The 24907-nt window shown below is 52.3% G+C and carries 24 protein-coding genes, 1 riboswitch and 1 other annotated feature; of the genes, 9 read left to right on the top strand and 15 right to left on the bottom strand.

Annotated elements, in window-relative coordinates; all coding sequences use genetic code 11:
• Window positions 1–4: 4 nt before the first annotated feature.
• Window positions 5–619, bottom strand: a complete 615-nt coding sequence (locus tag MKX63_RS16185) for a genetic competence negative regulator (RefSeq protein WP_036698160.1) — start codon at window positions 617–619, stop codon at window positions 5–7.
• A gap of 231 nt (window positions 620–850) precedes the next feature.
• Window positions 851–1219 (bottom strand): hypothetical protein, encoded by a 369-nt coding sequence (locus tag MKX63_RS16180; RefSeq protein ID WP_341018291.1) that lies wholly within the window; start codon window positions 1217–1219, stop codon window positions 851–853.
• Window positions 1220–1313: 94 nt separating this feature from the next.
• Here MKX63_RS16180 and MKX63_RS16175 point away from each other — a divergent pair, with 94 nt between their 5' ends.
• Window positions 1314–2186: a polysaccharide deacetylase family protein gene (locus tag MKX63_RS16175; protein ID WP_445323522.1), complete on the top strand. Its 873-nt coding sequence runs from the start codon at window positions 1314–1316 to the stop codon at window positions 2184–2186.
• A gap of 88 nt (window positions 2187–2274) precedes the next feature.
• Here MKX63_RS16175 and MKX63_RS16170 read toward each other — a convergent pair whose 3' ends face one another.
• Genes MKX63_RS16170 through MKX63_RS16160 form a run of 3 tightly spaced genes read right to left on the bottom strand, consistent with a single transcriptional unit; the run spans window position 2275 to window position 4087 of the window.
• Entirely contained in the window at window positions 2275–3129 is an 855-nt protein-coding gene (locus MKX63_RS16170) for a metallophosphoesterase (RefSeq protein WP_341018288.1), read from the bottom strand.
• On the bottom strand, window positions 3120–3497 hold the full coding sequence (locus MKX63_RS16165) for a hypothetical protein (protein WP_341018286.1): 378 nt from the start codon (window positions 3495–3497) through the stop codon (window positions 3120–3122). The genes MKX63_RS16170 and MKX63_RS16165 overlap by 10 nt, the downstream gene beginning before the upstream one ends.
• The gene (locus MKX63_RS16160) at window positions 3494–4087 is read right to left on the bottom strand and encodes a CPBP family intramembrane glutamic endopeptidase (RefSeq protein ID WP_036698166.1); all 594 of its coding nucleotides are present in this window, start codon (window positions 4085–4087) and stop codon (window positions 3494–3496) included. Before MKX63_RS16160 ends, MKX63_RS16165 begins: the two co-directional genes overlap by 4 nt.
• Window positions 4088–4154: 67 nt before the next feature.
• On the opposite strand from MKX63_RS16160, the gene MKX63_RS16155 reads away from it, so the two are divergent.
• Both MKX63_RS16155 and serA read left to right on the top strand, forming a co-directional pair.
• Window positions 4155–5060 (top strand): hypothetical protein, encoded by a 906-nt coding sequence (locus MKX63_RS16155; protein ID WP_341018284.1) that lies wholly within the window; start codon window positions 4155–4157, stop codon window positions 5058–5060.
• A 113-nt stretch (window positions 5061–5173) separates the two neighbouring features.
• Window positions 5174–5401, top strand: a binding site (T-box leader).
• Between the two features lie 210 nt (window positions 5402–5611).
• The gene (serA, locus tag MKX63_RS16150) at window positions 5612–7204 is read left to right on the top strand and encodes a phosphoglycerate dehydrogenase (RefSeq protein ID WP_341018281.1); all 1593 of its coding nucleotides are present in this window, start codon (window positions 5612–5614) and stop codon (window positions 7202–7204) included.
• Between the two features lie 92 nt (window positions 7205–7296).
• Here serA and MKX63_RS16145 read toward each other — a convergent pair whose 3' ends face one another.
• Window positions 7297–8139, bottom strand: coding sequence for an SDR family NAD(P)-dependent oxidoreductase (locus tag MKX63_RS16145; RefSeq protein ID WP_341018279.1), 843 nt, complete (start codon window positions 8137–8139; stop codon window positions 7297–7299).
• 133 nt (window positions 8140–8272) lie between these two features.
• On the opposite strand from MKX63_RS16145, the gene MKX63_RS16140 reads away from it, so the two are divergent.
• The 6 genes from MKX63_RS16140 (at window position 8273) to MKX63_RS16115 (ending at window position 14966) form a co-directional block, all read left to right on the top strand.
• Window positions 8273–9226, top strand: a complete 954-nt coding sequence (locus tag MKX63_RS16140; protein ID WP_341018278.1) for a helix-turn-helix transcriptional regulator — start codon at window positions 8273–8275, stop codon at window positions 9224–9226.
• 73 nt (window positions 9227–9299) lie between these two features.
• On the top strand, window positions 9300–10550 hold the full coding sequence (locus tag MKX63_RS16135; RefSeq protein ID WP_341018276.1) for a methyl-accepting chemotaxis protein: 1251 nt from the start codon (window positions 9300–9302) through the stop codon (window positions 10548–10550).
• A 502-nt stretch (window positions 10551–11052) separates the two neighbouring features.
• A riboswitch (cyclic di-GMP riboswitch) is annotated at window positions 11053–11149 on the top strand.
• Between the two features lie 116 nt (window positions 11150–11265).
• The gene (locus tag MKX63_RS16130) at window positions 11266–12909 is read left to right on the top strand and encodes a thiamine pyrophosphate-binding protein (protein ID WP_341018275.1); all 1644 of its coding nucleotides are present in this window, start codon (window positions 11266–11268) and stop codon (window positions 12907–12909) included.
• A 50-nt stretch (window positions 12910–12959) separates the two neighbouring features.
• Window positions 12960–13334 (top strand): carboxymuconolactone decarboxylase family protein, encoded by a 375-nt coding sequence (locus tag MKX63_RS16125; protein WP_341018274.1) that lies wholly within the window; start codon window positions 12960–12962, stop codon window positions 13332–13334.
• 150 nt (window positions 13335–13484) lie between these two features.
• Window positions 13485–13835 (top strand): hypothetical protein, encoded by a 351-nt coding sequence (locus MKX63_RS16120; protein WP_036727352.1) that lies wholly within the window; start codon window positions 13485–13487, stop codon window positions 13833–13835.
• A gap of 138 nt (window positions 13836–13973) precedes the next feature.
• Window positions 13974–14966 carry a 3-oxoacyl-[acyl-carrier-protein] synthase III C-terminal domain-containing protein gene (locus MKX63_RS16115; protein WP_341018273.1) on the top strand — a complete coding sequence of 331 codons (993 nt, stop codon included), beginning with the start codon at window positions 13974–13976 and terminating at the stop codon, window positions 14964–14966.
• 62 nt (window positions 14967–15028) lie between these two features.
• On the opposite strand, the gene glpK is transcribed toward MKX63_RS16115, so the two are convergent.
• From glpK to MKX63_RS16070, 9 genes are all read right to left on the bottom strand, one after another.
• Window positions 15029–16534: a glycerol kinase GlpK gene (gene glpK, locus MKX63_RS16110; RefSeq protein ID WP_341018270.1), complete on the bottom strand. Its 1506-nt coding sequence runs from the start codon at window positions 16532–16534 to the stop codon at window positions 15029–15031.
• Window positions 16535–16655: 121 nt separating this feature from the next.
• Window positions 16656–18095, bottom strand: a complete 1440-nt coding sequence (locus MKX63_RS16105) for an ATP-binding protein (protein WP_341018269.1) — start codon at window positions 18093–18095, stop codon at window positions 16656–16658.
• Window positions 18096–18812: a response regulator transcription factor gene (locus MKX63_RS16100; RefSeq protein WP_036727360.1), complete on the bottom strand. Its 717-nt coding sequence runs from the start codon at window positions 18810–18812 to the stop codon at window positions 18096–18098. It abuts the gene before it with no gap.
• A gap of 78 nt (window positions 18813–18890) precedes the next feature.
• Window positions 18891–20153 (bottom strand): cytochrome c biogenesis protein CcsA, encoded by a 1263-nt coding sequence (gene ccsA, locus MKX63_RS16095; RefSeq protein ID WP_341018268.1) that lies wholly within the window; start codon window positions 20151–20153, stop codon window positions 18891–18893.
• On the bottom strand, window positions 20150–21838 hold the full coding sequence (gene resB / locus MKX63_RS16090) for a cytochrome c biogenesis protein ResB (RefSeq protein WP_341018267.1): 1689 nt from the start codon (window positions 21836–21838) through the stop codon (window positions 20150–20152). Before resB ends, ccsA begins: the two co-directional genes overlap by 4 nt.
• Complete coding sequence (resA, locus tag MKX63_RS16085) at window positions 21835–22359, bottom strand: thiol-disulfide oxidoreductase ResA (RefSeq protein WP_341018265.1); 525 nt, start codon at window positions 22357–22359, stop codon at window positions 21835–21837. Before resA ends, resB begins: the two co-directional genes overlap by 4 nt.
• Before the next feature lie 112 nt (window positions 22360–22471).
• Window positions 22472–23230: a pseudouridine synthase gene (locus MKX63_RS16080; protein WP_036727368.1), complete on the bottom strand. Its 759-nt coding sequence runs from the start codon at window positions 23228–23230 to the stop codon at window positions 22472–22474.
• A gap of 20 nt (window positions 23231–23250) precedes the next feature.
• Complete coding sequence (locus tag MKX63_RS16075) at window positions 23251–23595, bottom strand: N-acetylmuramoyl-L-alanine amidase (RefSeq protein WP_076079153.1); 345 nt, start codon at window positions 23593–23595, stop codon at window positions 23251–23253.
• 778 nt (window positions 23596–24373) lie between these two features.
• Window positions 24374–24907 (bottom strand): spore maturation protein, encoded by a 534-nt coding sequence (locus MKX63_RS16070; RefSeq protein WP_036727371.1) that lies wholly within the window; start codon window positions 24905–24907, stop codon window positions 24374–24376.

Here is a 24907-nt window from a genome sequence, read left to right as displayed (position 1 = left end):
TCCTTTATTCCTGGCGTTTAAAATGATTGCACAGCGTCTGAATCGCGTTCTCCGCCATAACGGTCTTGCCGTATTCAGCCAGAACAGCCTGAGTGACCGGAGAGGAATCTCCGAATTCAGCGAGCACACCTACCAGCCCTGACAGTGCAGCCTCTTCAAACTCCTTCGGATCGAAGTAGAGGTACCATTTATCATTATAAGAATACAGTTGTCCTTGAGAAGTAATATTGCCGATGAGCACATGAGCCGCTTCCACCAGAACCTCGAAATCGCGGAACGCATATACAATGGAGTCGCTTTGTTCAAGAGTAACTTCCATTTCATAAATCTCTTCAGGCAATTCATCTTCCCCGGCGCCACCGTACTGATGGTGATCATATTTCCCCCGGGTCACAATAACGACCATGCCTTGCGCGGGCAATGCGAACACTTCCACGGCAAGCGGACCCGTAGCATCAAAACCAAGCTCGCTGTATGCCTGATCCATCATTTCCGTAAAGAGGTCGTGCACCTTGGGAACCTCCTGCCACATATCTTCCTTCTGGATGCCCCGCTCGCTCAGGTCGTCAAAAGTGAGGAAAATCCGTATCTTATCTTGACTTAATCGCTCTATTCTCATGACAGGATCCTCCTTTTGCAAGCTCATTTAATATTAATGTATGATGAGTCCCGAGTAATGAGCCAAAAATGGTTACTATATACGTATGTTATCATTTTGAAGCTACAAATGCACGTAAATAAATATAGATTCAGCCCAATTTGCTGCCCATTATATGTAAAGCCATATTAAAAAAGAATCACTTCAGCGATGCCGGCATCGCCAAAATGATTCTGCAGCGGTTAAATCCGGTTACAAACCCGGTATGGCGGTATGAGTATCTTTGAGAATCTGCTCGACTTCATGCTTCACATCAGGATTTGTGCGGATGAAATCCTTCAGCATGTTCAGATTTGATTCTTTGGACTTTAACGGGGAGTCCTCTTTATGGTCGCCGCCTGATACATGAGAGTCTGAGTGTTCATGGCTGCTGCCGGCTGCCGTGCTGCCGAAGCCGGTCATGGCCATCCCCATAATTTTGTCCTTGGCCTTGTCACCCGCATTGTAGGAAGAACCGTTCGAGTGCAGTAAGGCAGACATCATGGCGCTGCGTTTTTTGGACATAATCATACTGGCGGCTGCACCAATCAGCACCCCGCACAGAAATGACGAAGTATTCATATCTCTAACCTCCTTGTATGGTAAAATCATGCTTAGTGTTCGCGGAAAGGTAGCCGCTCATACAGCCAAACAACAAGAAAGCGAGATGAAAAAAGTGGGTAAAGCAACAATTACGCTGCTCCTGGCGGCTTGTCTGCTGTCAGCTTGCAGCAACAGCGGAAACACAGGCAGTCAGGCAGCGGAGAAGACGCCGCAGCCTGCGGCAGCGACAGCGACGGCGGAGACAGCCGCTTCTTCTACACCTGAGGCAACAGCATCAGCTGCACCAGAGGCAACTGCCTCACCGGAGGCCACGCCTGCGTCAGTAAGCGATGCGCAGGTGCCGCTGCTGTACCATATGAACAAGAATTATGATATTGTCCCGAATGATCCGGCAACGAACAAGAAGGTAGTCCTGCTGACCTTCGACGACGGGCCGAAGGAAGCTGAATTAATCAATCCGCTGATGGATACTCTGGACAAGCACAAGGCCAAGGCGATCTTCTTCGTCAACGGCTACCGGGTGAAGGAGCATCCCGAGCTGCTGGAGCTGATCCACAAACGGGGCGGCGTGCTCGGCAATCATAGCTGGGATCACATTGTGCTGAAGGACAAGCCGGAAGCCGAAGTGAAGAAGCAGATTGAAGATGTTCAGAAGATCGTTAAGGAAATTACTGGTGAGACCCCTCACTTCTTCCGTCCGCCGCACGGTGCCGGCGGTGACGTAGGCAAAAAAATCGCTGCTGCAAACGGCATGCTCTATATGACCTGGTCCAATGGCTCCCTGGACTGGGAGATGAAGGCCAAGGATGCGGATAAGACCGGCAAGCTAGTCAGCAATGTCACCGGTCAGCTGCACGCCGGGAGCAATATCCTGATGCATGAGCTGCCTTGGACGGTAGAGGCGCTTGACACTCTGCTCACTACGCTTGAGAGCAAGGGCTACAGCTTTGTAGACCCGCGCAGCATTGAGCTGAAAATGCGCTAAGCTCTGAATTCTTCAAAAAAAAAACGGTTGTCCCGCAAATGTGGGCAGCCGTTTTTTATATCGTGTTAAGTATCGATCACATAATTTCCTAATAACCGTTGCCTTGCCCTCCACAGCGCAGAGTCAGCACATGCATCTCAGCCGGACTGCGCCAGCGCAGCGGCAGGTGCGCGGTGCCGAACCCCCGGCTGATCAGCATCTTCAGCGGCGGGAGAGCCATATTATAGCTCCGTGGGATCTCATACATCCCCGCATTATACTGGCGGTAGAACTCATCGGTATGCCGGTTCCCGATCAAGGGCAGCACAACCTGGCCTCCATGGGTATGCCCGGCCAGAATCAGATCAGCCGGAACCTCCTGCTGCCGGGACAGCCAGAGCGGATCATGCACGAGGATGATCCGGAGTGCTTCTGCATTCGCATCAGGCAGGGCGGGCAGAGGCCCGTAGGCCTTTTTGCCGCCCTGCCTCGGAAAATCCACCCCGGTCAGAATAAACTGCTCACCGTCCCGCTCAATGATGCAGTTCTCATCCACCAGCAGCCTGACTCCGCTTCCCCGGATGATATTATCCACCAGCATGATATTTGCCCGGTAATCATGATTGCCGTGAACGGCATACACAGGCGCAATGGAGGCGGCCAGTATCATATTCTCCAGCAGACGTTCTATGGAAGCGCCCTTCTCCGTCATATCACCGCCCAGAAAGACAGCGTCCACCTTCCCCCGCAGCGGGGTCAGCATTGGCTCCGGCAGACGGCGGCGGTGAATATCCGTTATGAGCAATATCCGGTAGCCGTCGAACACGGCAGGAAGCCGCTCCAGTACAATATCCTGATGATTCAGCCGTTTCTTGAAGGCAGCAGCAACCATCAGGAGACCCATCCCCCCTGCTCCCCCAAGACACACACCAAGCAGAATCAGGAGCACCCTAGTCAACTCCATAGGCTATCCAGATCCGGTGCTCCGTTAATTCCCCACCACAGCAGGAAGCCCAGCAGCATCAGAAATACAACTATCAGCGAATTGATGAACATTTTGCTGAACCGGATTCGTTCTGACGGATAGCTCTCCGCACGTGACGGAGTCTGCTCCCCTTCCTGCTGTGCCGCTTCACGCTCCGGCCTCCCGGCAGCCCTGCGCCCGGATAAGCGTTCCTTTCTGGACAGGGTCCCTGCCACCGGTACCGGATTTCCCGCACGCTCTTCTTCTGCCCCGGAAGCCGGCTGACGTTTGCCTGCTCCGGCCGGAGCCTGTTGTTCTCTCTTCTGCTGTTTCTGGCGGGACCTTACCCGGCTTAATTGTTCTGTCATGATACCCTCCTGTAACGAATAACCATACCGGAGAACAAATCTATAAGGAAATGGCACAATATAGGTGCCCACAGACTGCCCGAATGGATGTAAATAAGCCCAAGACCATAGCTGCTGAGGAAGACCCAGCCTGTTGGAATCCAGTGCCGCAGATAACGGACATGAATAACGGCAAACAGTATACTTGTCCAGTACGGCCCAAGGGAATGCTGGATCGCTCCGCGGAAGAGCAGCTCCTCACACACTGCAACTACCGCCGAAATGACCACAATATGCCACAGCGGCCGTTTGCCGAACAGCAGCTCGTTGATCCCCCCGTCATCCATGCTGTCTTCAGGAACAATATGGGTCAGCAGGAAGTCCACAGCGAGCATAATAACCGCCAGGCCAAGTCCCCAGTACACGAAATGTACACTATCCGGAAAATTTAATATGTGAATAGGATTTCTTTTCTGCAATAATATCCATATCAAACCGATAAATAAGGTAAGGCCCTGAGTAATGTACAGATTAATGAGTAACAGCTTGTCTGTTAACTGCTGTGGATCGGCCTTTTTAATTTTGATGTCACCCAATTTGAATTTTTTCATTATAACCTGCCTGTTCTATAAATGTTTTTACATAAGTTAATTTACCTATACGAAGGAGCACCTAATCATGAACAGCCGTACCTCCCGCACTCAAATGATGTACACACTAGGTTTTTTGTTTTTTTTAATATCCGCATTCGCTTCATTTTTCACGGGAGTCAAGGTTGGAGCCGACAAGACAGAGGCCAAGTATTCACAGCTGAAGGACCGTCCAAGCGCCCAGGAATTCTCAGGCTCCTACCAGCAGCAGGATCTTGTCACCTTTTATCATAACGTATTTCTGCCCTACCGGGAATTCAAGCGCAATTGGAACGAACAGGTGGGTGATCTTGCCCGCAGCACGGATGCACGCCAGAACGCGGCAACGCTGAAGAATCTGAGTATTCTGGCCGACAAGCAGTATGCTAAGGTTACCCAGGATTCACTCTTCACTAATTCACCGATGCTCTATGAATCTCAGCTCAATATTCTTAAAAGTCTCACACTCTTCTCCCAAGCCTCCGGCAAGGTGACTGCGGGTGCTTCCGGCGCCGAAGCCGCCAAATTGCTGAGAAGCGACAACTTCACAACCAGTGCCGTGAGATTCGGGCTGCTGGCCCAGAAGAACTTCTATGATTCTATGCTGAAATGGGGGTCTAAGACTAATTCGTCCATTCCGCAGCAGTCCGGAGAGCTCAAGACAATATCTTTCATTCAGTGGAAAAAAATGCCGTTCTTGCTCAAGAACGCTTCCATTGCCGATATGATGCTGAACCGCGGCATCTATGCCGGATATGATCCGCAGGATATCACTGCCAAGATTGATGATATGATCTACTCTGGGACCGCCAGCTCGCTGAAGCTGAATAATATTCAGTCTTCCGTCACTCTGCTTACCTCCACCGGAGCGGTGCAGGAGCAGGACTTCATCAAGTGGCGGGAACAATATTACGGCAAGGAAATCATGCCGCAGCTCCCCTTCTTCTACGAGTAGGACCAGTTATTGCATCATAACGAAAATTACGGTCCACTTCAAGGCGGACCCGCGCAGAAGAATCCTATTGACACACTTGGCATCACCATGTTACATTATGACAAATTAATCAAGCAAAACCGATGATGGAACAAAGATTACTTGCAGTCTTCAGAGAGCCGGTGGGTGGTGAGAACCGGTGACGGACATTAATCTTTAGCGCTCCTGAGATATTGTATTGAACACATGAGTAGATACAATCGGATCACTCCGTTACCAGTGTGGCCTTTGCAGGCCAATGAGGCTGCTTCTTAACCGTCGCAGTGAATTAGGGTGGTACCACGACAACTCTCGTCCCTTACTACGGCAGTAGTATGGGGTTGGGAGTTTTTTTATTGCCATATTCCTATGAATCTGGTAGCTCTGCATGCTGTTTCTTTTGTGCGACAGCGCGTTACCCCGGTGTCAAGGTGTTCATTATGCTCTTGTAAGTTCTGGTACTGCGGATTTCCTTAACCGGTAATCCTTGGCATATACAATAAGCTTTCCCATTTGAAGGAGGACAAGAGACCATGTTTAAAGTATTAGTATCGGACCCGATCAGCGATTTGGGCATTCAGCAATTGATGGACGCAAGCGATGTGACTGTAGACAAGAAAACAGGACTAAGTGAAGATGAGCTAGTTGCAATCATTGGCGAATATGACGGCTTACTCGTTCGCAGCCAGACTACTGTAACGGACAAAATTATCGCAGCCGGTACTAATCTCAAGGTTATCGGCCGGGCCGGAGTGGGCGTGGACAACATCAAGCTGGAGTCCGCCACGCAGCGCGGTGTAGTCGTTATCAACGCTCCGGACGGCAACACCATTACGACCTGTGAACATGCTTTTGCCATGATGATGGCCTTGGCCCGTCATATTCCTCAAGCCTATGCGAAGACCATTTCCGGCGTATGGGACAGAAAGACCTTCCTCGGCGTAGAGCTGCGCGGCAAGACACTGGGCGTGCTCGGCATGGGCCGGATCGGCAGCGAGGTGGCCAAGCGCGCCAAAGCCTTCGGCATGAGTATCCTGGCCTATGACCCGTTCCTGACGGCTGACCGTGCAGAGAAGATGGAAGTGAAGCTTGCTTCGGTAGACGACATTGTACGCGGTGCAGACTTCATCACTGTTCACACACCGCTTACCCCTGAGACCCGCCACATGATCTCCCGTCCGCAATTCGAAGTCATGAAAAAAGGCATGCGTATCGTCAACTGTGCACGCGGCGGTGTCATCGATGAAATGGCGCTCGTAGAAGCGATCGACAGCGGCATTGTAGCCGGCGCTGCATTCGACGTCTTCGAGAAGGAGCCGCCTGAAGCAGACCACCCGTTCCTTACGCATCCGAAGATTATCGTGACTCCCCATCTGGGTGCCTCGACGATTGAAGCCCAGGAGAACGTGGCGATCGATGTATCGGAGCAGGTCCTCCATATCCTGCGCAACGAACCGTTCATCAACGCGGTGAACATTCCGCCGGTTGCACCTAGTGTGATGAACAAGCTGCAGCCGTACTTCACCCTCGGCGAGAAACTGGGCAGCTTTGCGACACAGATTACCGATGGAGCGATCCGCGAGATCCATGTGGAGTATGCCGGTGATCTCTCGGATGTGGATACCCAGCCGCTTACCCGCTATGTGGTTAAGGGTGTACTCACCCGCCACTTCGCCGGAGATGTGAACATCGTCAACTCGATGCATCTGGCCAAGACCCGTGATGTGAACGTTGTGGTGACCAAGGCTTCCAAAACCAAAGGCTTCACCAACCTCATCACGGTAACACTCAAGGCTGAGCATGATGAAGAGCGTCTGGTTGCCGGTACCCTGCTGCAGGGCTACGGCGAACGTATCGTTAAGGTCAACAAGTTCCCTGTCGATATTGCTCCGGAAGGCCATCAGCTGGTCATCTCGCATAACGATAAGCCGGGTATCATCGGACTCGTCGGCACCCTGCTTGGCGAGAACGGCGTCAATATCGCATCCATGCAGGTTGGCCGTACCATCGTCGGCGGAGCCGCCATTATGCTCCTGACTGTGGATAAGGGTGTGCCGAAGGAGGTCCTGGTGAAGCTGGCCGGACTGCCGGAGATCAACACCGCTGAGGAGATTATTCTGCTCTAATTCTTATTTTTCCAAAGTAAAACACTCTTCGGGAGTGCAGGCCCCAGGGCTGCGCACTTCCAAAGAGTGTTTTTTGCGTAATTCTTATATTTCTATAAAATCCGGTAGGCAGGCACCTGCCGGCCGTCGGTGTCCGTAAAGCCGTATTTCCGTGCCAGGTCCCCTACCTTCTGTGGAACACCCGTCATGGATATCACTTCAGGATCGGCAGCAAGCGCTGCAACTGCCCGTCCGATATAGGCTGTTGATTCGGTCTCCCTTAGTCCTTCCTCCTCCTGCCAGTGCTCTTCATCTGTGCCGAAGCTGTCCAGGACCAGCTCAGTCCGCATCCAGCCGGGAGAGACAGGAATCACCGCGATGCCGTCCGCAGCCACTTCCAGAGATAATCCGTAGGCCATGCGCACCAGCGCATTTTTGGACAGATCATAGTAGAAGTTTCCGGTGTATTTATACTCATCCCAGAAGGTCGTATGAACGATTAATTTCCCCGCCCCCGTTCCTTCCCTGCGCATCAGTGGTATGGCATAATAATTAGTCATCAGCTGCGCCCGGACCCCGGCAGTGAACATATGATCCCAATGCTGCACCGGCTGCTTCCAGAACGGCTCATTTTCGATAGAGAGACTATTCCCTCCCCAGACGTTATTGACCAGAATATCCAGTCTGCCCTGTTCTGCGTTAATCTGCCGGATCACAGCTTCTGTCTCACTGTCATTGGTATGATCACAGCGGATCACCGCTCCATCCCCGCCTGAACGGCGGATATCAGCCAGCACCCCTTCAAGCGTTCTTGCTTGTGCCTCCTGCGGCATACCGGCATTCCTGCCCGTAATGTATACATAGGCGCCTGCCTTCGCCAGCTCCAGCGCAATGCCTCTGCCTGCCCCCCTGCTCCCTCCTGTTACCAATGCCACTTTCCCTTGCAGATTTGTCATTTGATCCGCTCCCTTTCGTCTATCATGCCCGGATTAGAAGATCATTTGCGCTAATCCGTACTCTTGTCTAATATATACCTTATACATGACAACCACTGACATATATAAATAATACATTTAGGGAGGCAGCAGAATGAGAGCGGATCGCCTGATCACTATTGTTCAACTTTTACAGAGCCGCGGGAAAATCAGCTCCAAGGAGCTGGCACAAACGCTGGAGGTATCGGAGCGTACAGTCTTCCGGGATATGGAGGCACTCAGCTTCTCCGGCATCCCCGTGCTGGCGGAGCGCGGCCGGGAAGGCGGCTGGAAGCTGGCTGAAGGCTACCGGAATTCCCTGAGCGGAATGAACACCAAGGAGATTGCCGCGCTGCTGGTGCCCGCCGATCCGGCGATTCTGAACGCGCTGGGCATTCAGGAGGAGTTCTCCTCAGCATCCCGCAAGCTGCAGGCCGCTGCTACCAGGCAGCCCCTCACCCCCTTCAGCTTCCTCAGCCAGCGGATTCACATCGACGGAGCCGGGTGGCATCCCTCTGGGGAGACCTATCCCTGCCTGCCCGCTTTGCAGGGAGCCTTATGGGAGAACCGCAAGGTGATCATCACCTATCTGCGCGGGGAGGACGCTGCCGAGCGGCTGGTTGCACCGCTGGGGCTTGTAGTCAAGCGCGGCGTCTGGTATTTGGCCGCCGGACATGACAGTGAGCTGAGGACATACCGGGTCTCCAGAATCACTGAGGCCAAAGTCACAGAGGAGTCCTTTGAGCGGCCGGAGGATTTCGTCCTGTCTGAGTACTGGGAGACCTCCACCGCTGCGTTCAAGTCTGCCTTGCCCCGGTACCCCGCCAGCCTGCTTGTCAGGGACCGCACAATGAAAGAGCTGCAGAAGGAGCGTTACGTCACCCTGATGCACCAGGAGCCTTCTGAGGCCCCAGGCTGGATTAGGGCCGAGGCCGAGTTCAACACGCCGGAGTCTGCGAGCCGGATCATCCTGTCCCTGGGTCAGGGCATCAAGGTAACGGCACCGCCTGAGCTTGCGGATACGGTTGCTTCAGCTCTGCGTGAAGCGGCAGCATTATACGATTTTTAATAATAGACCAAATGCACTAGTATCCCCTATAATATTACAATACACATTATTATTTATAGGGGGACTCTACATTATGGACTGGATGAACAAGCTTCCATTGAAACAAAAAATCGTCACCGGATGTTACCTGGTTGCCGCTTTATTCGCTGTCCCTGTCTTAATCACACTAATACTGATGGACAGGCTGCTCATCGGCATTATTCTTGTCGCCGTCCTGGCAGCGCTGACTTACCCGCTTGCGCGCTTCATTGAGAGAACGCTTACATCTTCATTTGAGGATATCTCCAATGTGACGCACACGATTGCCAAAGGCGACTTCACCAGCCGTGCCGACGAGAATGGCTCGATGGGTGACATTAGCCGCTCGTTCAACACCATGATTGACAAGCTCAAAAAAATCCTCACCGATGCCTCACAGATTACCCGTCAGGTTATGGACGCCAGCCGCGGGATTGAAGACAAGAATCAGAACCTGAAATTTGTAATGGCTCAGGTGGCCTCCTCCTCCAATGAGCTGGCTCTGGGTGCTAACGAAATCTCGGTGGATATCGCTGATATGACCGAATCGATCAAGGATATCGAAATCAAAGTCTCCAATTATACGAACTCAACTAAAGAAATGAATAGAAGATCTGTACATACGCTGGAATTGGTTGAACAGGGACGGCAATCCGTGGATACCCAAGCCGAAGGCATGCGTAAGAACATCCAGGCTACCCAAAAGGTGGCGGATACGATCGAAGCCCTATCACAGAACGCACGCGGCATTACGATGATAACCAAGACAATTACCGAAATTGCCGAACAGACCAATCTGCTGTCGCTCAATGCTTCCATTGAAGCTGCCCGTGCAGGTGAGCATGGCCGCGGGTTCGCAGTTGTTGCCCAGGAGGTCCGCAAGCTGGCCGAGGAATCCACCGCTTCCACCAAAGAGGTGTTCGGACTGGTCCGCAGCATTGAAGCGGATATCAAGCAGGCCATCGATAATATCGCCATTAACGAAGAGGTCGTTCAGGTACAGAATGAAATGATAACGGAAACGGCTAACATCTTTGCTCAAATTGTGCATAGTGTCCAATACATAACCGAGCAGATCGCTTCCTTCTCCGCAGAGAGTGACCTTATGCTGGAGAGCGCGCTCAAGATCTCCGGCGCGATCGAGAATATCTCAGCCATCACCCAGGAGACCGCCGCAGGGACCGAAGAGGTATCTGCCGCAATGAACGAACAGATTCACGCGCTGCAATCCGTGGCTGAGGAGACAGAGAAGATGACCTCCGCCGTCTTTAATCTGCAAAAAACGATTCATATTTTCAAATTCTAGCTTCGGTACAAAGAGACACGCCTGCGGGATTTTCTGCGGGTGGTGTCTCTTTTTCTCTGGCTAAACTAAGATTGTTATGTAATATTCACAAATTGTTGAAATTGTGCATAAGGGTAAAAAGCATGCTTTGCACTTCTTTACTATAGTCGTTCTATTGTCTTAGCTTGTCTATAAGCCAACATCTCACCTGTCCATTACTTAAGTCCTATCATCGAATCTTTAAGTGCTGTATATCTAGTGAATTCTTAACATTTTGCAGTAACTCAGGATTGCAATAAGTCTTTGTACTTACTATTAATAATAATAGCCCAGAATTCTCATTTGCATTTTAAGACTTTAGTCTTCCAGGGACAACCATTTTCAAAAGTTTGAAATTCCAAATATTCAGCCCTTTTTATTCCTGAATATTCGGCAAATTCCGAGTTTCTTCTCACAGGGGTTATTGACAAAAGAGCAGCAAGGAATATATTGTAAAGGAAAATTCTCCACAGATTGATTTATAACCGCATACCGGCAAAATTCACCGAAAGGGAATGACGCAAAGCCATGGATCTACAGTCTCATTTCTAAAGTGGGATCATGACAGCCAGGTTGCTGAAAAACTGTGAACGCCTTAGGTTTCGCGTTTGATTATGGTGATTCGTGCAACAGACCTGTGCTCCAATGTTGAGTACAGGTTTTCTATTGCTGACTTATACAAATAACAACATGCGGGGTGGATGTTCTGAAGACAGTTGCAGATTATATGGCGGAAGCTTTACGTAATTTGGGAGTCACTCATTCTTTTGGTATCATAGGCAAGTCTATTTGCCCCATCGCTTTGAAAATGGTCGACTATGGCATAGAGTTCATCCCCGGCCGGCACGAATCCAGCTCCGGCTTCGCCGCCGGCGGTTACGCTCTTAAGACCGGCAGCCTCGGGGTAGCCTTCGGCACCTCCGGTCCGGGCGGAACGAATCTGCTCACCGCAGCAGCGCATGCCAAGGCCAATAATCTTCCCGTCCTCTTCATCACCGGCCATCAGTCCATCAAGGAGCTGGGCATTCCCCAATGTCAGGATTCCACTTCCTATCTGGCTGATTTGGCGGATATGTTCCGGCCGGCCACCCTCTTCAGCAAGCTCGTAGAACGCGGCGATCACTTCAGCACGATTTTCAACCATGCCCTATCCATCGCCCTCGGTGACCGGAAAGGTCCGGTCCATCTCTGCATTCCGTTTGATGTGCAGACAGAGCGGCTCGCGGAATGCCGGATTGTTCTGCCGCAGCGCGAGGGACTGGTCAGTTATCAGAACTATGACCGGGTCATCTCGGCGATTAATCAATCCGCCCGCCCTCTGATCATTGCCGGTAAAGGCGTTAACCGCTCCGGGGCGCATCAGGAACTGGTGCAGTTGGCCGAAACCTTCAACATTCCTGTAGTCACCTCTCCAGGCGGCAAAGGCGCCATAGCTTATGATCACCCTCTCTATCACGGTCCTGTCGGTGTTGGAGGCTCGTCGCACGGCGATGAATTGCTGAACAACAGCGACCTGTTCATTGTTCTGGGCTCCCGTCTCAGCGACATGACCATCTGCAACCTGAAGCCGGAGAATCATCCGCAACAGCTGATTCAGTTCGACGTAGATCCAACCTTTGTCGGCAAAATCCTCACCTCGTCCACCATCGCTGTCGGCGGAGACTTAAGGGACAACCTGGCGCTGTATCTTCAGAAGCTGGACCCCTCAACAGTCACCAAGCATGAAATTACTATCTCCAATGATTACAATGACGAGCTGCCCGTGCTGGCGGGACTATCTCTGGCTTCGGTAATGAGCACGATGAGCGAACTAATCCCCTACAACAGCAGCGTGTTCGTAGATGATGGCAGCCATGGCTTCAATGCGGTGAAATGGTTCAATGTCCGCAGGCCCGGCAGCTTCATATTCGATGCCTACTTTGCCTGCATGGGCAATTCAATTGGCATGGCCATCGGCGCCAAGGCAGCCTCTCCCGGGGAGACCGTCCTCTGTATAACCGGTGACGGCTGTTTTATGATGCTAGGAGCTGAAGTAAACACGGCCGTTTGCAAGGATATTCCGGTGATTTTCATCGTGGTGAACAATATGCAGCTGGATATGGCGCTCAAGGGCATGGAGAAAACGACCGGCCGGATTGACGGTACGATCTTCGAGGTTCCGATGGATGCTGTGAAATTCGCCGAATCGCTGGGTGCAGCCGGCTTCCGCTGTGAGACGCAGGAGGAGTTCGCCGCCGCAATCCGCGAGGCTATCGCACTTAACAAGACCTCTGTCATTGAGCTGCTGACTGACCGTGATGAGATGCCTCCTACGGCTCACCGCACGCTGGATCTTACGTAAGAAGCCGCATTCGCATACTTTTTCTAACCTACTATCAGGAGGCCAAAAGCATGAACAAGAACAGCGGACTCGAACATTTCACTGATCTCTCAGGAGATTACGGGGCCAAAGCCCTGGCTCCGATTAAAGAGCATTTTCCGGAATTAGCCGAGTATATTATGGGCAATGCCTATGGTGATATTTTTCAGCGGACCACGATTGGCTCTGACTGGAAGGAGATCGCGGTGATCTCGTCTCTGATTACGATGGGGCAATATGAGCAGCTAGGGGTTCATTATGTAATGGCACTTCGCGTTGGCATGACCGTCGATCAGATTAAGGGGGTGCTGCTGCATCTCACTCCTTGCGTTGGTGCCCCCCGGGTGATTTCGGCCTTTAATGTGCTGCTGGATACCCTGGAAGAGATTAAAGAAAAATCTTCATAAATCTACAATTTTCGACTTTTGATTGCACATTTCAACATGATCTGGTTATAATGAAGGCAAAATATCCCAAATCAAATGCGATTTTGTCGAATGGAGTCGCTGGAATGATGGTTTGGAGGTATTACAAATTACACTTAGGGAGAGATCAACATGGGACAATTTATTCTGAAGACAGACACTGCGAAGAAAGTAATCAATATTGAGCTGGAGGGAACCTTTTCTAACGAGGACGGACTCAAATCTATACAGGCTTACCAGCAGACCATTAACCCGATCAGCCCTGCTGAATATGCATTAGAAATCGACTGCCGCAAGCTGAATGTAACGGCTCCTGATGTTGTACCGCTGCTTGAAGGCTGCTTCATCATGTTCAAGGCTGACGGCTTCCAGAAGGTGAGTCTGACCCTGGAAAATAACCCGATCCTCAAAATGCAGCTGGCACGCCTGGGACGCAAAGCCGGACTTGAGAACCTGGAAATCACTTCAACCGTACAAGCTTAATAAATACAATTTAAACTAAAATCAGCCGCGTGAAACGCACCTATTCATTCATTGTAACGGCTGCTAATGCTGGAGAGAGTTTTGTAAGAAGCACATTCGTGAGAGGCATAGCTAACAAAACTTTAGGAGGTCTGTACTATGGCAGGGATTCGCATTAAGGACATTGATATCTACCATCCGGACAAAAGAATCGGCAATGAGTTTTTCATTCAGCATTTTGATGACAAAGGTATTGATATCCGCGGACTGTTGGCCACTCTGGGCCGTGAAAACCGCTACAGCATCGACAGCCCGGATGAGAACTCCCTGACAATGGCTTTTGAAGCCGCAAGTAATGTTCTGGAGAAGACCGGTCTTACCGGCCCTGACATTGACCTGATCGCTTATGCAAGCCAGACCCCTGAATATATATTTCCTACGAACTCATTGATGATCCACCGCCTGATTAACGGGGCTTCGCATACCATCTGTATTGACAGCAATGCCAACTGTGCCGGAATGACTGCCTCGGTTGAGCAGGTCAGCCGCCAGATGATGGCGAACCCGAGAATTCGCCGCGCCCTGGTCATCGGCTCCGATTACGTGGCGCCGCATGCGGACAAGAATGATCCCGTGTATTACGCGAACTTTGGTGATGCCGCTGCTGCGGTCATTCTGGAGCGCGATGAGCATTCGGTCGGCTTCATTGACTCGATCTACCAGACTGACACCTGCGTGTACGGCAACTCTTTGTTCCCGGCAGAAGGTCTGGCTAAGCTTGGACGCACCGGTGTTGCTGCAGGAGAGTTCAATGTGAAGTTCATTCCGTTCGATGATTCCATCTGTGTGGATGCCGCTTCTGAATCGATTAACACTCTGCTTAGCAACAACGGGATAGCCCCTGAATCGGTTAAGGCCGCCTGCTTCTCTCAGCTGTCTCTTCCGAACATCCAGGCTGTCTCCGGCAAAACCGGTATTAACCCTGAGGCCGCAGTCTACATAGGCGATGAGTTCGGCTATACCTCGACCAGCAGCCCGTTCATTGCCCTTCACAAAGCCGTCACTACCGGGCAGCTTGAACGTGGAGACAAGGTCCTGTTCTGGACCGTTGGCGCCGGATGGCAGAATGTCGCATTTGTAATGGAGTACTAATCTTTGAGTAAAAAACGGCCCGCAGCAGAGTTACTGCTTGCGGGCCGTTTCTGTTCTTGTCTCTAAAGTCTGCCTTCGTGGTTGCCCTCATGCTTCTCCCAGCCCATCGTACGCGACACAGCGTCCTGCCAGGCGCCGTATCTGCGTTCCCGCTCTTCCGGCTCCATCTGCGGCGAGAAGACCTTCTCAGCGGTGTTGAAGCTCTCCAGCTGCTCACGGGTCCATACCCCGGAGGTGAGCCCGGCGAGCAGCGCAGCGCCAAGCGCTGTAGTCTCCGCATAGGTTGTACGTGTCACCTCACTGCCCAGAATATCGGCCTGGAACTGCATGAGCAGATTGTTGCGCACCGCACCACCGTCCACTCTCAGGCCGGTGAGCGGCATGCCGGCGTCCTTTTGCATGGCATCGATGACATCACGGGACTGGAAGGCCAGGGATTCCAGCGTCGCCCTTACCAGATGGGCAGAGGTGGTGCCTCGCGTCAAGCCGAATATGGCGCCACGCGCATACATATCCCAGTAAGGCGCACCCAGTCCGGTAAAGGCCGGTACCACCACAACCCCTTCACTCTCCTCCACTTCACTGGCCTTCTCTTCCGAGTCAGCAGGCGCAACAATCAACCCCAGCCCCTCTTGCAGCCACTGCACAGCCGCTCCAGCGACAAACACACTGCCCTCCAGCGCATAATAGAGATCATCGCCCATACCCCAGGCTACCGTGGTCAACAGGCCGTGGCTGGAGGCCACAGCTTCAGTGCCTGTATTCATGAGGATGAAGCAGCCGGTTCCATAGGTATTCTTGGCACTGCCGGCTTCCAGGCAGGTATGGCCAAAGAGTGCCGCCTGCTGATCCCCCAGCACCGACCGGATAGGAATCTCCAGTCCGAACCATTGCTGGTCACAAATACCGAAATCTCCGCCCGACATCCTCACCTCCGGCAGAATGGACGGCGGAATGCGCAGCGTGTCCATCAGCTCTTCATCCCACTGACGCTCATGCAGGTTATACATCATCGTTCTTGAAGCGTTGGTAACGTCTGTAGCGTGTACGGCGCCTCCGGTCAGCTTCCAGATCAGCCAGGTATCTATCGTCCCTGCCAGGAGCTCTCCTTTGCCAGCACGCTCCCTTGCTCCCGGTACATGATCCAGAATCCACGCCAGCTTAGTCGCCGAGAAATACGCGTCAATGACCAGCCCTGTCTTATCCGCAATGACTCCGGCCATCCCGCGTGACTTCAGCTCCTCACATTGATCTGCTGTCCGCCGGTCCTGCCAGACAATTGCCGGGTAGATCGGCTCACCTGTAATTTTATCCCAAATGAGAGCCGTCTCCCGCTGGTTGGTAATGCCGATAGCTGTTATGTAATCAGCCGGTTCAGAGCTTGCTGCAATGGCATCTCTGGCTGCGGCAAGCTGACTCTCCCAGATCTGCTCCGGGTCATGCTCAACCCAGCCCGGGCGGGGAAAGGATTGCTTGATCTCATATTGTCCCTGCGAGATCACTTCTGCCTCTGCATCGAAGAGAATTGCCCGTGAGCTGGTAGTACCTTGGTCCAAGGATAAAATCATAATGCCCAGCCTCCTGCAAGCCTTAGCTTGAAATATATGTTTCACGATGAACAATATTAATGTGGTGATTTCAACAAAAAGCACCTCTGCTCTCAGAGGCGCTGTCATGCATGGTCTTGGTTTACTGTTTTTCGACAGGAAGCCGCAGGGTAAACGTGGTGCCCTCTCCCAGCTTGCTGGTGGCATAAATACTGCCGTGATGCGATTCGACGATATTCTTCACGATTGCCAGCCCCAGCCCCGTACCGCCCGATTCTCCCCGCAGGCGGGCCTTGTCGGCTTTGTAGAAGCGTTCGAAGATAAACGGCAGATCCTCAGGATTGATTCCGGCCCCTTGATCTCTGATCGCGATCTCCACCAGACTTCTGCCTTCCAACACTACTGTGCCTGCCAGAATGGAGATTCTCCGGTCAGCCGGAGTATGGCGGAAGGCATTATCCAGCAGATTGGTCAGCACCTGCTCCAGCTTGTCTTCATCGGCAGCTCCCAGCAGCAGCTCCTGCTCCGGGCGCTTCAGTTCAAGCATAATATCCCGCTCCTTGGCTCTGACGGAGAATTTGCGGTATACCCGCTCCAGCAATTCTCCCACATCAACCTGAGCCTTAAGCATATCCGTATGTCCTGCTTCCATACGCGCCAGGTCCAGCAGATCCTTCACCAGACGGCCCATACGCAAGGATTCATCATGAATGACCTGAACCAGCTCACTGCTCTCCTCCGGTGAGGAGGCCATTCCGTCCAGCAGCGCTTCACTATAGCCCTGCATCATCGAGAGCGGGGTGCGGATCTCATGGGATACATTCGCCACGAAATCCCGCCGCATCTTCTCCAGCCGCACCTCTTCCGTCACATCACGAAGAACAGCAACGGCTCCGCGCAGATGATCTTCCGAATAGAGCGGTGCCATGTGCACCGACCATACCCCCTGCCGGACATGGACATTGGAGCGCTGATCGCCCCCGTTCTCAAGGGTGCTGAGGAATAGTGGACGCAGCGGCGGCGGGACCTCGCTGGAAGCAGAGGCCTTCGGAACAGGTCCGTTTTCCTCTTCCTCCTCCCAGGTAAGATCACTCCACGTTTCGAGGAGGGTCTGGCCATGCGGATTGGTGAGGATGATCCGGCCTTCGATATCGAAGGTGATCACCGCATCGCTCATGCTGCGCAGGACACTGGATAAATGCCCTTTTTCATTATTCAGACTGCGTATATTCTCTTCCAGCTCTTCCGCCATGTGGTTAAACGATGTCGCGAGCTGGCCGATCTCATCGCTCGTAACCAGGGTCAGTCTTGTTCCATATTCGCCGCGGCGGATGTCATTCGCTGCTTCAATAACCTGCTGCATCGGCTGAGTGATCTTCGTGAACAGGAACAGGGCAAAGAAGGTGGTCAAAGAGAACCCGATCATGCACGTATACATGAACAAGCGCTTGATTGCCCCGGAGTTGGTGAAATTACTGTCGATGTAAGGCAGCAGGAACAGCCCGAGTGTAATGAGCACGACAGCAACCAGAAAGATGATCGTGATCCACAGCTTACCGACAAGGCTTCTCCAGAAGTTCACTTATTTAGGCACCTCAAGCTTATAGCCTACTCCCCATACCGTTGTAATCATTGCTGCCGATTCCGGGGATACCTTATTCAGTTTTTCACGCAGACGCTTGACATGGGTATCCACGGTGCGGAGATCTCCGAAGAATTCGTAATTCCATACATCCTTCAGCAGCTCCTCACGCGAGAATACCTTGTCCGGTGAGATGGCCAGATAATGCAGCAGCTCGTATTCCTTGGGCGTCAGACTTACCTCTTGGCCCCCTGCGCTTACGCGGTGTGCATCATGCTCAATAATAAGGAACGGGAACACGATATTGTTGCTTGAATTACTCTCTTTGGACAAAAATGCTGTTGCGGAAGAACGGCGCATGATCGCCTTCACCCGGTAGATCACCTCACGCGGACTGAACGGCTTGACGACATAATCGTCTGCTCCCATCTCAAAGCCCTGAACCCGGTTGATCTCCTCGCCCTTAGCAGTAAGCATCAGGACCGGTGTGGATTTCACGCCTCTGAGCCGGGTCAGCACTTCAATCCCGTCAATACCGGGCAGCATCACATCCAGCAGAATCAGACCGTAGTCATTGGCGGTTGCTTTGCGCAGGGCGATTTCCCCGTCCTCCGCCTCATCAATCTCATAGCCTTCTTTTTCAAGATACATTTTGAGCAGGCGGCGGATGCGTTCTTCGTCATCCACTACCAGAATTCTATTCAAGTGCTCAGCCATTTACACAACAACCCCTTCATCAATTACAGTAGAACGTCACCCTGGATCATACGCATGCCCGAAAGAAGCCTGAGCTTATCAGTCCGTTCCCGCATATGAATGAAGTCCGGCGATAACCAGGTTAACACCGACCAGGGTAAACATTACGATTAGAAAGCCGAGTACAGCGAGCCAAGCGGATTTGCGTCCCTGCCATCCGCGGGCCAGCCGCAAATGGAGATACGCACTGTAGAACAGCCAGGTGACGAGTGCCCAGACTTCCTTGGGGTCCCATCCCCAGAATCTGCCCCAAGCCACCTCAGCCCATATCATTGCAAAAATCAAAGCCCCCAGTGTGAAAATCGGGAAACCGATGGCGATTGCCCTGTAGGTAATCTCATCCAGGTCATTCTCATCGATTCCATCAAGCACCGGATGAAGAGCCTTCCCAAGCGGCTTACGTACGGCCAGCCGAAGAATGCCATACAGCAGCAGTCCGGACAGCAGTGACCAGATCACAGTGTTGAACTTGCGCCCTGCATTGACACCATTCATCCAGGAAGGTGCTTGAAACAAAGGCTTCTGAAGCCCAAGAAACGGCTGGAAGCTCTCAATTTCGCTATGGTACGGTGCCACAATCGGCGGCATTTTATAACTCACTTTCTCTATTGTACTATCTTCCTGCCCGGGGCTGTCAATCGTAACGTTCGAACGGACAAAAACAGATTCATAGCCCGCGCCGCGGAAGGCAAATACAGATCCAAGAAACCCAATTATAACAATGATCGAGAACAGAGTAAATTCGACCAGCCGCTGCTGCTTGCGGTCACTGCGTTCCTTGCTGTCAAACTTCACTGTCCGCAGCAGATACATCAGTCCGGCGGCAAAGCCTACGGCGAAGAAGGACTCCCCGAGCGCAGCAAGCGTGACATGAATATTCAGATAGATTGATTTGAGCGAAGGAATGAGCGGCTGCACTTCCTGCGGAAATACAGCTGCATAGGCCATCACAACAATGGAGATTGGGACCGCGAATACCCCGAGAATTATCTTGCGGTAGATGGCAAAGATCACCGTAAAGGCAACCATCACCATCATCGATAGGAAGGTCATGAACTCATACATATTGCTGACCGGAATATGACCGGCCCCCATCCAACGGGTAACGAAGTAGGCCAGATGGCAGATCAGCCCGAGTGAAGAGGTGATAAAAGCAATCCGCCCCCACCGTGCCGTATGCTCCTCCGGCTTCCTGCCCGACCATTTGCGGCCCATAATGGCAATGGTGAACAACATGAAGGCACCGCTGTATAAAAGAAATGCGGCTATAAAGACGTCACTGCTGAAATCGAGCAAGCTCATGCCATGCCTCCTCCGTTGTCCAATGATTTGTCATCGACTGTCATGTCTATCTGCTCCAGAATAGAAACGAGCTCACGGCGGAAGCCGAACCAGTTCTTGTTCGTATGGCCTCCAAGCACCAGCTGTCCGCCCTCAACGATCAGCCAGATGCGTCTGTGCTGCCAATAGAAGCCGAGAATCAGCCCCAGCATGACAATACCCGCACCAATCCAGACAAACGGCATTGCCCGGTCTACACGGACATTGAGATAGGTGGTGGATTCCGAGAAATCCACATCCGTCATACTGCCCACCTCAAGCTCCAGAAACCGTGTGCCGCCTCCAAGCTTGTCGTTGATCGCAGACTGCTGGAAGCGCTCCTTGTCCACCTGCTTCGGGAAATAGAAATATTGCTGCCCCTCTGCCGGCAGATCCGGACCACGGATCAGGAAGAGAAACGCCGGAGCGTTCGGATAAGGGGAGGTAGAGACCGGACGGCCTTCCTCATTCAATCCGAAATCCATATACTTCTCCTTTAGCTCAAGGGTGTAGGGTCCCGCCTTGAAGCTGCGCTGCGGATTCTTCATATCCAGTCTGAACTTGCCGTAGCTCTCACCGGTTGAAGCATTGACGAGATCAGGCTGCACGGAACGCAGAACAGGCGTAAGATCATAGTCAAACTGATACGCTTTCATTCCTTGGTAGCTCAGCGGAGAATTCACCTGAATGTCATGCCGGGCAACTTCCGCAAGCTGAGGCTCCTTGGAGGGATCGCTGCAGTCCGCTGTACATTCATATAGAACCGCCTTGGTCTCGTAGAGCTTAGGGAGGACCTTCTTGCCCCGGAATTCCTCGGGCATCTCTTCTTCACTATAGAATTCTACTGTGAACTTCTCATTCTTCAGGTACATGCTGGTGTCCGGTATCCGTACTGCCTCTCCCTGCGGGAAGGCAAGATGCTGATCCATATTCAGACCCGGAAGTCCCCTCGCAAGCACAGCAAGCAAAAATATAATCAGGCCAATATGTATTACATAAGGTCCCCAGCGACTGAAACGGTGTTTTTCGGCCAGTAATGCGCCTCCCTCCGTCCGCACGCGGTACCCTTTCTTCTTAAGCGGCTGAACGATCCGTGCCACCCATTCCTCCGGCTCACCCTCCACCTCTGTAATCAGCGTGAGCTTTTGACGGGTAAGGAACTGGCGGTGCTTACGGATCTTCTGACGGGTTAACGCCTTGTAGAGCGGAAGCACGCGGTCCAGGCTGCAGATGACCAGAGAAGCTCCGATCATGACCAGCAGCGTCACGAACCACCAGGATTCATAGGTATGCGAAAGGCCGAGTCTATAATATATATTCCCGGCTGTTCCATACGTTTGTTCATAATAGGTTGAAGCGTCAATATTCAGAAAGGTGCTTTCTTGCGGAAAAATCGTACCGAGCATCGCACCCAGCAGCGTCAGCACAATCAGGTAAATGGCTATTTTGACTGAGGAAAAAAAGTTCCAGACCTTATCGATCACTCCCGGACTTACCCGCTGTGAACGGCGGGCCACCCCATCGTAGCGCATCTCCAGGTTCCCCGAGGCGTTCTCTTCCTTCTCATCCAGCGGCTTGCCGCAGGCTTCACAGAGAACCGTGCCTACCGGATTCTGGTGACCGCATTCACATTTGGTGTTGCTGATCAGCGGCTCTCGCTTACTCATGGTCCCACCAGCTTCCCGATTTGCTCGTCAAGCGAGCTCAGATCCAGCTGGCCAATATGAATGCTGTCCACCCTGCCCTTCGTATTAATGAAGAAGGTGGTGGGCAGCGGGGAGACCCCGTAGCTGCGGACCGCATCGCGTCCCTTATCCATCACAACCGGAAAATCAATATCCACGAGCTTCACGAAATTGTCCACCGTCATCTGATCCTCGCCCACATTCACACCCAGGACTACAACACCCTGGTCCTTCCATTTCTCCCACTGTGACTGGAGCGCGGGCATTTCCTTAACGCATGGTGCGCACCAGGAGCCCCAGAAGTTCAGGACAACCGACTTTCCTCTGAATTCCTCCAGCGTATGGGTCGCACCGTCCAGCCCAAGCAATTCAAAATTAGGCGCTTTCCCGCCTTCCTCCGGCTTGCCGTCTCCCCCGAACACAGAGGAGCTGATAGCATAACCCCCAAGCAGAACGATTAGAAATAGTATCACGATTTGGATTGGCTTCCTGGCTTTGCCCATACAGGGGTACCCCCTTCTGTGACGCAACTCATTACTTTAGTTGTAAGGTGTGAACATCCTATGAACATTATAACGAATATTGTCACAGTTTTAGGAGGGGAAATTGTGAACTTTATGTGTCTTTGCGTGTCTGATTGTCCCGAAGCATTCCCGCCTTGGCAATTTGCTGCAGATGATTGATCTCATCCTTGGTCAAATGGCGGTAAGAGCCGCGCTTGAGATTCTGGAGCAGGATATCCCCGAAGGAAATCCGCTTCAGACGGATAACCGGATGCGACACAGCCTCGAACATCCGCCGGACCTGACGGTTGCGGCCTTCATGGATGGTGATGCTGATCACCGCTTCCTTATTGGCTTCATCGATATCCTTGTATTCGACTTCCGCAGGAGCGGTCATGCCGTCCTCCAGCTTAATGCCGGCCTTCAGCTTGTCCAGCGCTGTGCCGTGCGGAACACCCTTGACCGTGGCCAGATACGTCTTCGGCACATGGTGCTTCGGATGCGTGAGCAGGTTGGCAAACTCACCGTCATTCGTCAGCAGCAGCAGCCCTTCGGTATCGTAGTCCAAGCGGCCTACAGGGTATACGCGCTCTGTGATGCCTTTCAGGTAATCCGTTACTACCTTGCGGCCCTTGTCATCCGAGGCGCTTGTAATTACACCTTTGGGCTTGTTGAACATAATATAGATTTTATTCTCGCCCCGGATCAGTCTGCCCGAGACTTTAATAATATCGGTTGCGGGGTCCGCCTTCGTGCCAAGCGTAGTTACGAGTTCCCCGTTGACTTCCACTTTACCGGCCAAAATCATTTCTTCACATTTGCGTCTGGACGCAACACCTGCTTGCGCCAAAATTTTCTGTAATCTTTCCATTTTCGACTACTCACCTCAGGTTAATGATAACCATCAGAGGCATAAATCACAAGATCATTCCACGGAAAAAATGCGCCGGGGCAAGTTTCGCTATGCGGCTCCACCGTAAGCGGCGACATTTGATAGCGTCCGGACAGCTCCAGTATAAGCTTCCCCGCCGCGAACAGCTGCTGCTGGCGCTCCGGCAGCTGGGGCAATTGCTCCGCCTCCCCATAGTTGCCCTCAAGGCATATATGAATATGCTCCGGGTCTGTCAGCAGCGGCGCCGCGTAGACTGAACCGTTCAATCCGACCCAGAAGTCAAAACCTTTGCCGTTAATAGACGGACAGCGGGAATGATGCAGAATAAAGCCTTTGTAGTCCACCCTTGTCGTCCTCCCTCCGTATTGCTGAAATAGCATATGAAGCGGGGGAGCGGGCGGTGAGGAATGTTTGTTAAAATGTTTGGGGGGCGGGGCGAGGGCGAGTAAAGGCGTTGAATATTCGTAACTCCGAGGAATATTTGGACTTCCGGCCGCTGTTAAAGTTGGATTTCCTTGATTAGACTGCCCTGCGGCAGTAGAAATCCAACACAGCTTATGCTTACGATGCGAGCTTTCCTACGGAAAGCTTTCAGGCGGACGCTGGCGCTCCTACAGTTCCAAAATTCCTCTCCGTTACTCCGTCAACGCACGGGCAAACCTAATAACAAACAGTCCTCACCTCCCGGAAGGGGGGGAGGACTGTAGGGCAAGCGGCAAGCGGCTGCGGGGCAGCGCTTGAAGGCCACAACCACCGGCGCAATACCCTTCATTCGCTCATCCGGCCGACTTTTGCTGTAATCAAGTGCATTTATACCCTTCATTCGCTCTCCTGAAGGCAAACAATTGGATAAACGTATCCTAATCCAAACGATTTGAGGAAGTTAGCTGAAGCAAGTGGAAAAAGAACAATTAATTTGTTTAATTTCAACACTTTAGCGGGAATACGTATAATTAAGCTGCATTTTTCCAACTATTGTCTCCTTAACGCTCACTCGTCTAGCAGCAGGTGGAGGAAATCCATCTATCAAACTATCCATCTATCCATTCATCCACTTATCCACTTATCCATCTACCTCCTACTCCTGCTCCTGCTCCTGCTCCTACTCCTGCTCCTGCCCCGCTACCCGAACACCAGCAGACAAACGGCAATGGCAGCAATAAAGCCGACGACATCCGAGAACAGGCCCACCTTCAGGGCATAGCGGCCGTTGCGGATGCCTACGGCGCCGAAATACACAGTCAGCACATACAGGGTGGTATCTGTGCTGCCCTGTATAGTAGAAGCAATCATACCGATGAGAGAGTCCGGGCCGTGGACGCGGATCAGGTCTGTGGTATAGGCAAGCGATCCAGTGCCCGTCAGCGGGCGCAGGAGACCGAGCGGAAGCACCTCTGACGGAATACCCAGTCCCTCCATCAGAGGGCTTACAAAGCCCATGAGGAAGTCCAGCGCACCGGACGCGCGGAACACACTGATGGCCACCAGCATGCCGACCAGATGGGGGATAATAGCAATGGCGGTGCCGAACCCGTCCTTCGCCCCCTCCACGAACGATTCATAGACGGGAACCTTACGTGTGAAGGCATACAGCGGAATAAAGGTAACCATGACCGGAATCGCCCAGGCAGAGATCAGACTGATCAGTTGTAGCAT

The organism is Paenibacillus sp. FSL R7-0179, from assembly GCF_038002265.1.
Classification (GTDB): domain Bacteria; phylum Bacillota; class Bacilli; order Paenibacillales; family Paenibacillaceae; genus Paenibacillus_AQ.
This window is presented reverse-complemented; position numbering and strand designations above follow the sequence as displayed.

Bases quoted from the DNA above. Each gene is read 5' to 3' on its own strand.
- MKX63_RS16185 (WP_036698160.1), bottom strand. From the start codon at position 619: ATGAGAATAGAGCGATTAAGTCAAGATAAGATACGGATTTTCCTCACT.
- MKX63_RS16180 (WP_341018291.1), bottom strand. From the start codon at position 1,219: ATGAATACTTCGTCATTTCTGTGCGGGGTGCTGATTGGTGCAGCCGCC.
- MKX63_RS16170 (WP_341018288.1), bottom strand. From the start codon at position 3,129: ATGGAGTTGACTAGGGTGCTCCTGATTCTGCTTGGTGTGTGTCTTGGG.
- MKX63_RS16165 (WP_341018286.1), bottom strand. From the start codon at position 3,497: ATGACAGAACAATTAAGCCGGGTAAGGTCCCGCCAGAAACAGCAGAAG.
- MKX63_RS16160 (WP_036698166.1), bottom strand. From the start codon at position 4,087: ATGAAAAAATTCAAATTGGGTGACATCAAAATTAAAAAGGCCGATCCA.
- MKX63_RS16155 (WP_341018284.1), top strand. From the start codon at position 4,155: ATGAACAGCCGTACCTCCCGCACTCAAATGATGTACACACTAGGTTTT.
- serA (WP_341018281.1), top strand. From the start codon at position 5,612: ATGTTTAAAGTATTAGTATCGGACCCGATCAGCGATTTGGGCATTCAG.
- MKX63_RS16145 (WP_341018279.1), bottom strand. From the start codon at position 8,139: ATGACAAATCTGCAAGGGAAAGTGGCATTGGTAACAGGAGGGAGCAGG.
- MKX63_RS16140 (WP_341018278.1), top strand. From the start codon at position 8,273: ATGAGAGCGGATCGCCTGATCACTATTGTTCAACTTTTACAGAGCCGC.
- MKX63_RS16135 (WP_341018276.1), top strand. From the start codon at position 9,300: ATGGACTGGATGAACAAGCTTCCATTGAAACAAAAAATCGTCACCGGA.
- MKX63_RS16125 (WP_341018274.1), top strand. From the start codon at position 12,960: ATGAACAAGAACAGCGGACTCGAACATTTCACTGATCTCTCAGGAGAT.
- MKX63_RS16120 (WP_036727352.1), top strand. From the start codon at position 13,485: ATGGGACAATTTATTCTGAAGACAGACACTGCGAAGAAAGTAATCAAT.
- MKX63_RS16115 (WP_341018273.1), top strand. From the start codon at position 13,974: ATGGCAGGGATTCGCATTAAGGACATTGATATCTACCATCCGGACAAA.
- glpK (WP_341018270.1), bottom strand. From the start codon at position 16,534: ATGATTTTATCCTTGGACCAAGGTACTACCAGCTCACGGGCAATTCTC.
- MKX63_RS16100 (WP_036727360.1), bottom strand. From the start codon at position 18,812: ATGGCTGAGCACTTGAATAGAATTCTGGTAGTGGATGACGAAGAACGC.
- ccsA (WP_341018268.1), bottom strand. From the start codon at position 20,153: ATGAGCTTGCTCGATTTCAGCAGTGACGTCTTTATAGCCGCATTTCTT.
- resB (WP_341018267.1), bottom strand. From the start codon at position 21,838: ATGAGTAAGCGAGAGCCGCTGATCAGCAACACCAAATGTGAATGCGGT.
- resA (WP_341018265.1), bottom strand. From the start codon at position 22,359: ATGGGCAAAGCCAGGAAGCCAATCCAAATCGTGATACTATTTCTAATC.
- MKX63_RS16080 (WP_036727368.1), bottom strand. From the start codon at position 23,230: ATGGAAAGATTACAGAAAATTTTGGCGCAAGCAGGTGTTGCGTCCAGA.
- MKX63_RS16070 (WP_036727371.1), bottom strand. From the start codon at position 24,907: ATGCTACAACTGATCAGTCTGATCTCTGCCTGGGCGATTCCGGTCATG.